At 37.1% G+C, this 9,206-nt stretch carries 7 protein-coding genes and 5 tRNA genes; 11 read left to right on the plus strand and 1 reads right to left on the minus strand.

The features are described 5' to 3' along the window. Window positions 1–120: 120 nt before the first annotated feature. From SLH51_RS23840 to SLH51_RS23850, 3 genes are all read left to right on the plus strand, one after another. On the plus strand, window positions 121–1,356 hold the full coding sequence (locus tag SLH51_RS23840; RefSeq protein WP_335964082.1) for an MFS transporter: 1,236 nt from the start codon (window positions 121–123) through the stop codon (window positions 1,354–1,356). Window positions 1,357–1,484: 128 nt separating this feature from the next. After that, window positions 1,485–2,360 carry a DUF1002 domain-containing protein gene (locus SLH51_RS23845; protein WP_335964083.1) on the plus strand — a complete coding sequence of 292 codons (876 nt, stop codon included), beginning with the start codon at window positions 1,485–1,487 and terminating at the stop codon, window positions 2,358–2,360. A 127-nt stretch (window positions 2,361–2,487) separates the two neighbouring features. Continuing rightward, on the plus strand, window positions 2,488–3,135 hold the full coding sequence (locus tag SLH51_RS23850; protein ID WP_335964084.1) for an NfeD family protein: 648 nt from the start codon (window positions 2,488–2,490) through the stop codon (window positions 3,133–3,135). A gap of 70 nt (window positions 3,136–3,205) precedes the next feature. Here the strand turns inward: SLH51_RS23850 and SLH51_RS23855 are convergent, their stop codons facing one another. Further along, window positions 3,206–3,988: a DUF1189 domain-containing protein gene (locus tag SLH51_RS23855; RefSeq protein WP_335964085.1), complete on the minus strand. Its 783-nt coding sequence runs from the start codon at window positions 3,986–3,988 to the stop codon at window positions 3,206–3,208. 264 nt (window positions 3,989–4,252) lie between these two features. Here SLH51_RS23855 and SLH51_RS23860 point away from each other — a divergent pair, with 264 nt between their 5' ends. The 8 genes from SLH51_RS23860 (at window position 4,253) to SLH51_RS23895 (ending at window position 8,971) form a co-directional block, all read left to right on the plus strand. Next, on the plus strand, window positions 4,253–5,878 hold the full coding sequence (locus SLH51_RS23860) for a Na/Pi cotransporter family protein (RefSeq protein ID WP_335964086.1): 1,626 nt from the start codon (window positions 4,253–4,255) through the stop codon (window positions 5,876–5,878). A 209-nt stretch (window positions 5,879–6,087) separates the two neighbouring features. Further along, window positions 6,088–6,162, plus strand: a tRNA-Asn gene (locus SLH51_RS23865). Between the two features lie 6 nt (window positions 6,163–6,168). Then, window positions 6,169–6,242 (plus strand) — tRNA-Met (locus SLH51_RS23870). A gap of 25 nt (window positions 6,243–6,267) precedes the next feature. Next, window positions 6,268–6,340: transfer RNA gene (locus SLH51_RS23875), tRNA-His, on the plus strand. A gap of 7 nt (window positions 6,341–6,347) precedes the next feature. Continuing rightward, a tRNA-Ile gene (locus SLH51_RS23880) sits at window positions 6,348–6,424 on the plus strand. A 27-nt stretch (window positions 6,425–6,451) separates the two neighbouring features. Next, window positions 6,452–6,544, plus strand: a tRNA-Ser gene (locus SLH51_RS23885). A 382-nt stretch (window positions 6,545–6,926) separates the two neighbouring features. Continuing rightward, window positions 6,927–7,535 carry a superoxide dismutase gene (locus SLH51_RS23890; RefSeq protein WP_335964087.1) on the plus strand — a complete coding sequence of 203 codons (609 nt, stop codon included), beginning with the start codon at window positions 6,927–6,929 and terminating at the stop codon, window positions 7,533–7,535. A gap of 209 nt (window positions 7,536–7,744) precedes the next feature. After that, window positions 7,745–8,971 carry an MFS transporter gene (locus tag SLH51_RS23895; RefSeq protein ID WP_390184057.1) on the plus strand — a complete coding sequence of 409 codons (1,227 nt, stop codon included), beginning with the start codon at window positions 7,745–7,747 and terminating at the stop codon, window positions 8,969–8,971. Window positions 8,972–9,206: the final 235 nt, after the last annotated feature.

The raw sequence follows: 9,206 nt of genomic DNA on the forward strand, positions 1-9,206 counted from the left end.
GCCTTTCGTCATTTTTATAAAAAAGTTCAAAAAGGTCGATTTTTACCTTTTTGAACAAACTCTGGTCAATGAGCGGAACCGCTGCCATAACAGGTATACTACTTACTGGAGGTGAATGTATTGAATGATAACAGACCTACGTATTTATTGTTCTTTATTGGTCTACTTCCATTTATTATGGTAATTGGAAATTCTATGTTCATTCCAATGCTTCCGCAAATGCAGACTGATATGGGACTTACAACAGTAGAAGGAGGCTGGCTTTTAACGAGCTTCTCCATTCCAGCTGCGTTGCTTGTTCCATTTGGAGGCATTTTATCTGATCGATATGGCAGAAAAAAAATAGCATTAATTGCCCTCCCCTTTATTATCGTAGGCTGTGTCATTTCAGCAATTGCTGGTATGAAAGGGGGCGAAAGTAGTTCGTTTCAGATAATGATGGTTGGACGTGTTTTTCAAGGGATTGGGGCAGGAGGAGCTACCCCTCTCGCAATGGCCTTTATTTCAGATTTGTACCAAGGGGAACAAAGGAACCGTGCATTAGGTGCAATAGAAGTATTTAATGGTGCAGGAAAAGTAATTAGTCCGATCGTAGGAGGGCTTGTTTTAGCTGTATCGTGGTATGTTAGCTTTGTTATATATTTAGCTGTTGCATTATTTGCCTTTGTCGGAATAAAGCTTTTTATCACAACTGATCCTGTTATTAAAAAGGATTTTGAAAACCGCAACGAAAAGACTGAAAGGTTAAAAAGGCAGTTTGTCTATCATTGGAGGTGGCTAATTCCGATACTTGCATCAGGGACTATTGGGATGTTTTTATTATTTGGGTACTTGTTTTATTTCTCCTATTTGCTAGAGTCAACTTTGTTAGTTTCGGATTTTCTAAATGGTATGCTTCTTGCTCTCCCTTTATTTGTATTAACGATTCTTTCGTACTCCACTGCAAAAAGGTTAAGGAGCAATGAAAATCAATATAAGCGTGCATTTATTTATGGGATTATGTTGATGATTGGTGGTACGTTATTAATGCTAATAGATCATTCTCTAAGCTTATTTGTTTGTGCAATTATCATTTATTCATTTGGATTTGGTATGTTACTTCCAGCAGCTAACGCAGCACTAGCCTCGATTGTCTTGAAAAAAGAAAGGGGGACAGTATTTTCGTTTTATACTATGCTTCGCTTTTTAGGGGTTGCCTTGGGACCATTGTGTTTTGGTATTTGGATGAGGGATATAGAACAAATGATGTTTACGGCGTTGTTTTTTATATCGCTAAATGGTCTTATATTAGTATATAGTTGGAAATGCTTTCCAATCGGGAAAGAATGCAATAATGTCGAAATGTCACGTTTGTAAAAGAAAATAAGACAAAAGTCCCTTTTATTTATTATGTAAAAAGTGTTTCTTATTTAGTAGAGCACTCGTCTAATGTAGAGAGCTATAGAGGGAAAGTAGTTTCCTCATAATAAAAGGAGAAGATAAAAATGAAAACAGTTTGGAAAAAGTTACTAGCACTTACACTTGTATTTGTGCTTGTATTCCCGCTTTTTGTATTAGCTGATGCAGTACCTGGTGATGAGATAGTGACTCTTGGTGAAGACTTATCTGAGGCGCAAAGGCAAACTTTGCTGTCTGAAATGGGGGCAACAGAAGAGGACACAATCATAACTGTTACAAACGCAGAAGAACATCAGTATCTCGGGAATTACATTAGTGCATCTCGCATAGGAACGAATGCTCTATCTTCATCGAAAATCACTCTTAGAGAACAGGGCGCAGGCTTATCCGTTGAATCAAATAATATTAATTGGGTTTCTGATGATATGTATGCAAATGCATTAATCACGGCTGGGGTTGAAGATGCCGATATTTATGTAACAGCACCTATTGCTGTATCAGGTACCGCTGCGTTGACTGGATTAATTAAAGCATATGAAATTGCTGCAGAAATTGAAATTCCAGAAGAACAAAAGCAGATTGCTAATGAAGAATTGGTTCGTACAGGAGAATTAAGTGATTCAATTGGGGTTGAAGAAGCAACTGAATTAATGAATCGAATAAAAGAAGAGATTGCCAATAATCCAGTTGAAACAGAAGATGACTTAAGGGAGTTAATTCGTCGCGTTGCGGCTGAACTTGGCATTACGTTAACAGATGAAGAGTTAAATGGGCTTGTATCTTTATTTATGAGAATGAAAGATCTTAATATTGATTGGAATCAAGTTCAAGATCAAATTTCAAAAGTTCGAGATAACTTAGATGAATTTTTAAATCGAGAAGACACACAAGGTTTTATTAAAAACTTTCTTGATTTAATTAATCGTCTAATTGATTCTCTTCGTGGATTTTTCAGTTCATAAGCAGAGAGGATTTTCCTCTCTTCCAAAGCGTAAGAGAAGACCATTAGAGGGATTTTCTTATTTTTTGGAAGAAAGTGAAACGTATTCATGATATGATTCGTATACGATAAGTAAGGAGGGATGAGAAATGGAGTGGTTGGATTCACCAAGTATTGGTTTTATAGTTGTTTTTTTAGGGACATTATTTTTAATTGGAGAATTACTTGTTCGGGCTAAAGGGCTCTTTGCCATATTAGGGATTGCAATAATGGCTATGTACTTTTCGTATCACCTTACAGGAGATACTGGATTGTGGGTAGTGCTTTTATATATTGTTGGTTTAGCATTAATAGTAGTTGATGGTAAAGTTATCACTGATGGGACGGTTGCTCTGCTCGGAGTCGTCTTAATGATAATCGGTCTTGCAGTACCAGCTCCAACTTTTATTTATGGTACACTTGTTTCAATGGGATTTATTATTGGAGGATTTAGTTCAGCACTATTTTTAAAAGTTTTTCCATCCCGAAATTTATGGGCAAAAATGACGCTAAAAGATAAACTAACAAGTGATTTAGGATATAACTCAATTAACGAGCAATACCATGAATTAATCGGAAAACAAGGTAGAACGATTAGCTCTTTTCGACCAACAGGTACAGTTGAAATTGAAGGGGACCAATATAGTGCAACAAGTGGAGGTCATTGGATTGAAGCTAACACTGATATTATTGTCACCTCAGTAGATGGAACAAGGATTCTTATTAAATCCTTAGAAAATAGCCAAAAAAGCGAGTAACGTTAACTGTTACTTGCTTTTTTGGCTATAATTCAGAAAAATTGTTCTTTAGAACCTTACTTCTCATTCGTCATGACTTTTTTTGGGGAACCGGAATTGATTTTACTGAAATTAAAACCAATAAAAAAGTAGACGCAATAAATGCACTAAATGGTATTGGATAAAATAAAACATCCACCCAAGCAAGTAGTATAACAGGAAGAGTTAGCGCATGTGCAGTAATTAACCACAGATGGCGATATTCTAAATTACGCGCACCTTTAAGTAATAAAGCTACAAAAGCCAAAAGTGATATACCAAGAAAGGCCAAACCCGAAAGTGCAACAAAAAGAAGAAAGATAATAATAAATAATAAAATTGGCAAAAAGCCTTGTAAATCATTAATACGCTTAGATAAATCCTCTTTTGTAAACTCTTGTAACCCAAGAAGTGTGTATGGAATAGATTGACTGTTACCATCAGCTATAAATAAAAATTCTCGTTGTTGTAAGGCAATGCCATCAACTAATTGTTGTAATTCCTGCTCTGAATATGTATTTGAGGAATCAATAAGGAAGAATCCTTCTCCGGCAACCTCGGTATAAAATGGCTCTTCACTTTCCCAATAGAGTGTTCCTTCTCTCAGATGAAAGTTTGGTATATCGTTTTGTAACATATTATCGAATTGTTCAACAGCTGAAGTGGCCGTTGAGTATAGTGTGACAAAGTATGGGATGCTAGAAATAAATATAATGAAAAGTACATACCCAATGGTTGATGTAATGGGGCGAAATCGACTATATGCAATAACCTTTTTACTGTAAAAGCTTTTTAGAAACCAATCCCAATAGCTCAGAATAAACACCTCTTTCATTCTTCGTTATTTTAACGAATAGCTCGTTGAATTGCTATAATACTTTTAAAAAATTTGCTAAAAACGTGAAAAGATTGTGTTGAAGCTAGGGAATGTTAATCCTATGAATGATCTATGTTGAGCAATAGTAAAAACGTGTAAACTTTTAAACTTTTTTGTTTACAAATGGTTTGAGAATGCTTAATAATAGACAGGGTGTCCATGTTGATGTTTGTCGAAAGTTGGATGATTACTTTGACTTATGAAATGAAGGGATGAGGATTTGTGGATTTACAAACGCTCTTGTTCATGTTTTTCGGTGGACTAGGTATTTTCCTATTTGGTATAAAGTACATGGGGGATGGGTTGCAAAAGGTTGCAGGAGACGGATTACGCGACGTTCTCGATAAGTTTACAACCAATCCAATTATGGGTGTATTCGCTGGAATTGTTGTTACAGTTCTTTTGCAAACAAGTACAGGTACAACGGTTTTAACAATTGGTCTAGTGAATGCGGGTTTTATGACATTAAAGCAAGCGATAGGTGTTATTATGGGGGCCAATATTGGAACGACGGTTACAGCGTTTATTATTGGGATTAAAATATCTGCTTATGCCTTACCGATTATAGCAGTAGGTGCAGCATTAATTTTCTTCATAAAAGCTAAAAAAGTTAACTATTATGGACAAGTTATTTTTGGTTTTGGAGCCCTTTTTTATGGTTTGGAATTAATGGGGACTGGCCTCAAACCATTGCGTGAGTTAAAAGCATTTGCTGAGCTGACGGTGAGTATGAGTGAAAATCCATTACTGGGTGTTGTCATTGGGACGATTTTCACTGTTGCTGTGCAAAGTTCAAGTGCATCAATTGGTTTATTGCAGCAGTTGTACGAACAAGGAGCAATGGGATTAGATTCAGCATTACCAGTTTTGTTTGGTGATAATATCGGAACAACGATTACAGCGATTTTGGCTGCAATTGGAGCTTCTGTTGCTGCTAAAAGAGCTGCATTAACACATGTCATCTTTAATTTAATTGGTACAGTTATTGTCCTAATGATATATCCTCTCTTCTTTAATTTAATTAGCTATTTAGCATTAGAGCTAGGTCTTAATCGTCCAATGACAATTGCTTTTGCGCACGGGATTTTCAATGTTTCAAACACATTGATTCAACTACCTTTCGTTGCGCTGCTAGCTATTATAGTAACGAAGCTAGTCCCAGGGGATGAGTATAGTATAGAATATAAAGCAAAGCATTTAGACCCTAGATTTATTGGGAGTTCACCAGCTATAGCTCTTGGGCAAGCTAAACAAGAAGTTCTTAGAATGGCCGAATTCTCTGAAAGAGGTCTTTATGAAGTAAGCCAATACTTAGAAAATGGTCAGAAGCGACATGCTGAAATGTCGATTCAGTTCGAAGAGGCGATAAATAATCTTGACCGGAAGATTACTGATTATTTAATTCAAATTTCATCAAGGTCTTTATCTGCACATGATTCTAAACTGCACTCAATGTTGTTGGATACTGTTCGGGATATTGAGCGAATTGGTGACCATATTGAAAATATTGTCGAATTGAAAGATTATCAAAAAGCAAATAAAGTTCATATTTCTGATAAAGCTCTCGAGGATTTACGGGAAATGTCTGAATTAACTCTTTCCACGTTAAAAGAAGCTATACAATCATTGGAACTAATTGATGGTGATATGGCTCGCTCTGTATTAGAAAAGGAAGAGAAAATTGACAAAATGGAACGGAAGCTTAGAAAACAGCATATTCATCGTGTGAACGAGGGGAAATGTTCAGGTTCAGCTGGGATTGTTTTTGTTGACATTGTTAGTAATTTAGAGAGAATTGGCGATCACTCTGTAAATATCGCTGAAGCGGTAATTGGAGAGGATAATTAAATAAATTGTAATTTAATTAAAGATCTCAAAACGGAAAGCGTACGTCCTTTTGAGATCTTTAATTATGATAATATCTTGTTTATCTAAAACATGTGTGGTAAATTAGATCAGTGTTATTCAGTCATGTTTTTCCTTTTTGAAGAAAAGGAAAAAATATATTGACGTTAATTGCTCAGCATGATATTATAATTCTTGTCTTTAAAAGTTGTTCCACAGTAGCTCAGTGGTAGAGCTATCGGCTGTTAACCGATCGGTCGTAGGTTCGAGTCCTACCTGTGGAGCCATATTATGGCGGTGTAGCTCAGCTGGCTAGAGCGTACGGTTCATACCCGTGAGGTCGTGGGTTCGACTCCCTCCGCCGCTATTTTTCTACTTAAATATTTCTTGTGGCGGTTGTGGCGAAGTGGTTAACGCACCGGATTGTGATTCCGGCATTCGTGGGTTCAATTCCCATCAGCCGCCCCTTAGAGGACCCTTAGCTCAGTTGGTCAGAGCAGTCGGCTCATAACCGATCGGTCGTAGGTTCGAGTCCTACAGGGTCCACCATCTTAGTTGTATATTTTTGAAAAACGCGGAGGAATACCCAAGTCCGGCTGAAGGGATCGGTCTTGAAAACCGACAGGCGGGTTAAACCGCGCGGGGGTTCGAATCCCTCTTCCTCCGCCATTTACTATTTCAAATGATAAGGATCTACTTTGTAGGTCCTTTTTTTTGTTATTTCTTTTTCTTGAGGAGATAATGATTATTTTTGAAGTCGAAAAAGAAATAAAGTGCAGGATTTATTGAATATTATGACGAATTTATAGCAAGCACATGCATGGCTGTAGCTCTGTGAGATTCGATATTGTTTTCGGGGAGTTTAAATTTTCTCAAGTGGGGTAGAGTAAATTTGTCTTCAGAAAAAACAATGAGCATTATCATTGCAAGAATGTTCAAATTTTGGTAATGTAATTAATGGAAGACTTTTGAAACATAAATGTTGCTAAAGTCCACTTCTGGGGTTTTATACTCCACACTATTTTGTTACTTACTTTAAGGAGGAATTATCATGGCTTACGAATTACCACAATTACCTTATGCAGCTAACGCACTAGAACCTCATATTGATGAGGCGACAATGAACATTCATCACGGAAAACATCACAATACGTATATTACAAAATTAAACGCAGCACTTGAAGGTCATGAAGATCTTGCAGGTAAGAGCATTGAAGAATTAGTTTCTAATTTAGATGCTATACCTGAGAGCATTCGCGGAGCAGTTCGTAACAACGGTGGTGGTCACGCAAACCACACGTTCTTCTGGCAAATATTAAGCCCGAATGGTGGAGGAGCTCCAACAGGTGAACTTGCAGATGCAATTAACTCAACGTTTGGTAGCCTTGAAGCATTCAAAGAAGAATTTGCAAATGCAGGTGCTAACCGTTTTGGTTCAGGTTGGGCTTGGCTAATTGTTGATGGAGGGAAGCTTGCTGTAACAAGTACTCCTAACCAAGATACACCACTAATGGAAGGGAAAACGCCAATCCTTGGATTAGATGTATGGGAGCATGCATATTACTTAAATTATCAAAATCGTCGTCCTGATTATATTAATGCATTCTGGAATGTAGTCAATTGGGATGAGGTCTCAAAACGTTACAACGAAGCAAAATAATAACTAGGTAATAAAGCCTTTAAGCGAAATTTCGCATAGAGCAGCCTGAAAAAGTCTCTAAGGAAATTCCCCTTAGAGGCTTTTTTTGTATAACCGCTTTTTGAGGTGACACACTACTTATGAGGGTGGTGGAGTCGGTGAATAAGTCATTGGTAAAGAAAGTTATTGGTGATATAGAAGTGACAAGAGACTTAACTCTTTTGCTTGTGATGGGCGGGCTCTATGCGTTAAGTTTTGCTTTGTCTAATACATTTGTTAATGTATACCTTTGGAAACAGTCAGGCGAGTTTGTTGATATTGCTCTCTATAACTTAGGTTCAGTTGTTATGCAGCCGCTTGCGTTTATGTTAGCTGGAAAAATAGCTAAAAAAATTGACCGTGTCATTGTGTTAAGGGCAGGTGTTATAACACTTGCAACTTTTTTCTCGACCGTTCTTTTTTTAGGAGATCAAGCAAATCAATACTTAATTCTGTTAGGTGCGTTAATTGGGATGGGAATTGGTTTCTATTGGTTGGCGTTTAATGTGTTGACATTTGAAATTACAGAACCTGAAACAAGAGATTTTTTTAATGGATTTCTTGGACTTTTAAATTCGTTTGCAGGAATGATTGGGCCAATATTGGCTGGATTCATTATTACACGAATGGAACAATTCACAGGGTATACGGTTATTTTTACAATATCGCTCTCTCTTTTTGTTGCAGCCGTTTTAACAAGCTTCTTGCTACAAAGACGTTCAGCAGAAGGGAAGTTTTATTTTAAGAGAATTCTTAAGGAGCGTAAAGAAAACCTAAATTGGAGACAAATAACTCGTGCACACTTCTTTCAAGGTTTACGCGAAGGAACTTTTGTCTTTGTGATTGTTGTTTGGGTGTACATTGCAACAGGGAGCGAGCTGGCCATTGGTACATATGGATTGGTAGCTTCGGCAGTGCAATTTGTTGCTTATTACATTATTACTCGTATCATTAAACCGACTTTTAGAAAAAAATTGATTTTATTCGGTGGGATGATTCTATACGCAGCAATCTTTATTATAGTTATAGGGGATCTTACATTCACTAAGTTAATTATGTATGGTGTCGTTGTTTCAATAGCTTATCCGATGTTACTTGTACCGTATGTCTCACTTACATTTGATGTAATTGGGAAAGGTTGGAAAGCTGCTGAGATGAGAGTGGAATATATTGTCGTTCGAGAATTATTTGTAAATTCAGGTCGAATTGTTTCAGTACTTGCCTTTTTAGCAACAGTAACTTTTTTCTCAGAAGAAAAAGGGATTCCAATTCTTCTCCTCGTATTAGGAGCAGGTCACGCTCTCATTTATTTCTTCATAAGACCTGTACGTTTTACAAAAGAGAAAGGTGGAGAAAGCTACACATTTGCTAGACAAAAAGGAGGAGATGGAGATTCTTCAGGAGGAACAACGGTATAAGAGTTAGGTAAAAAAGGGTGGTGTTCCCTTTTTTACCTAACTCGAAGCAATGAGTGAAGCCGCTGCATTGTTTTAAAGCTTACTCTGAGTGGTCTTGTCAGAGTAAGCGGGCTGCGAGCGAAGCCATTGCTTCTTCACATGAGTAAGCTTAATTAAATGGTAAAAAAGGGTGGTGTTCCCTTTTTTACCTAACTCGAAGCAATGAGTGAAGCCGCTGCATTGTTTTAAAGCTTAC

Source organism: Halalkalibacter kiskunsagensis, assembly GCF_037027555.1.
GTDB lineage: Bacteria > Bacillota > Bacilli > Bacillales > Bacillaceae_D > Halalkalibacter > Halalkalibacter kiskunsagensis.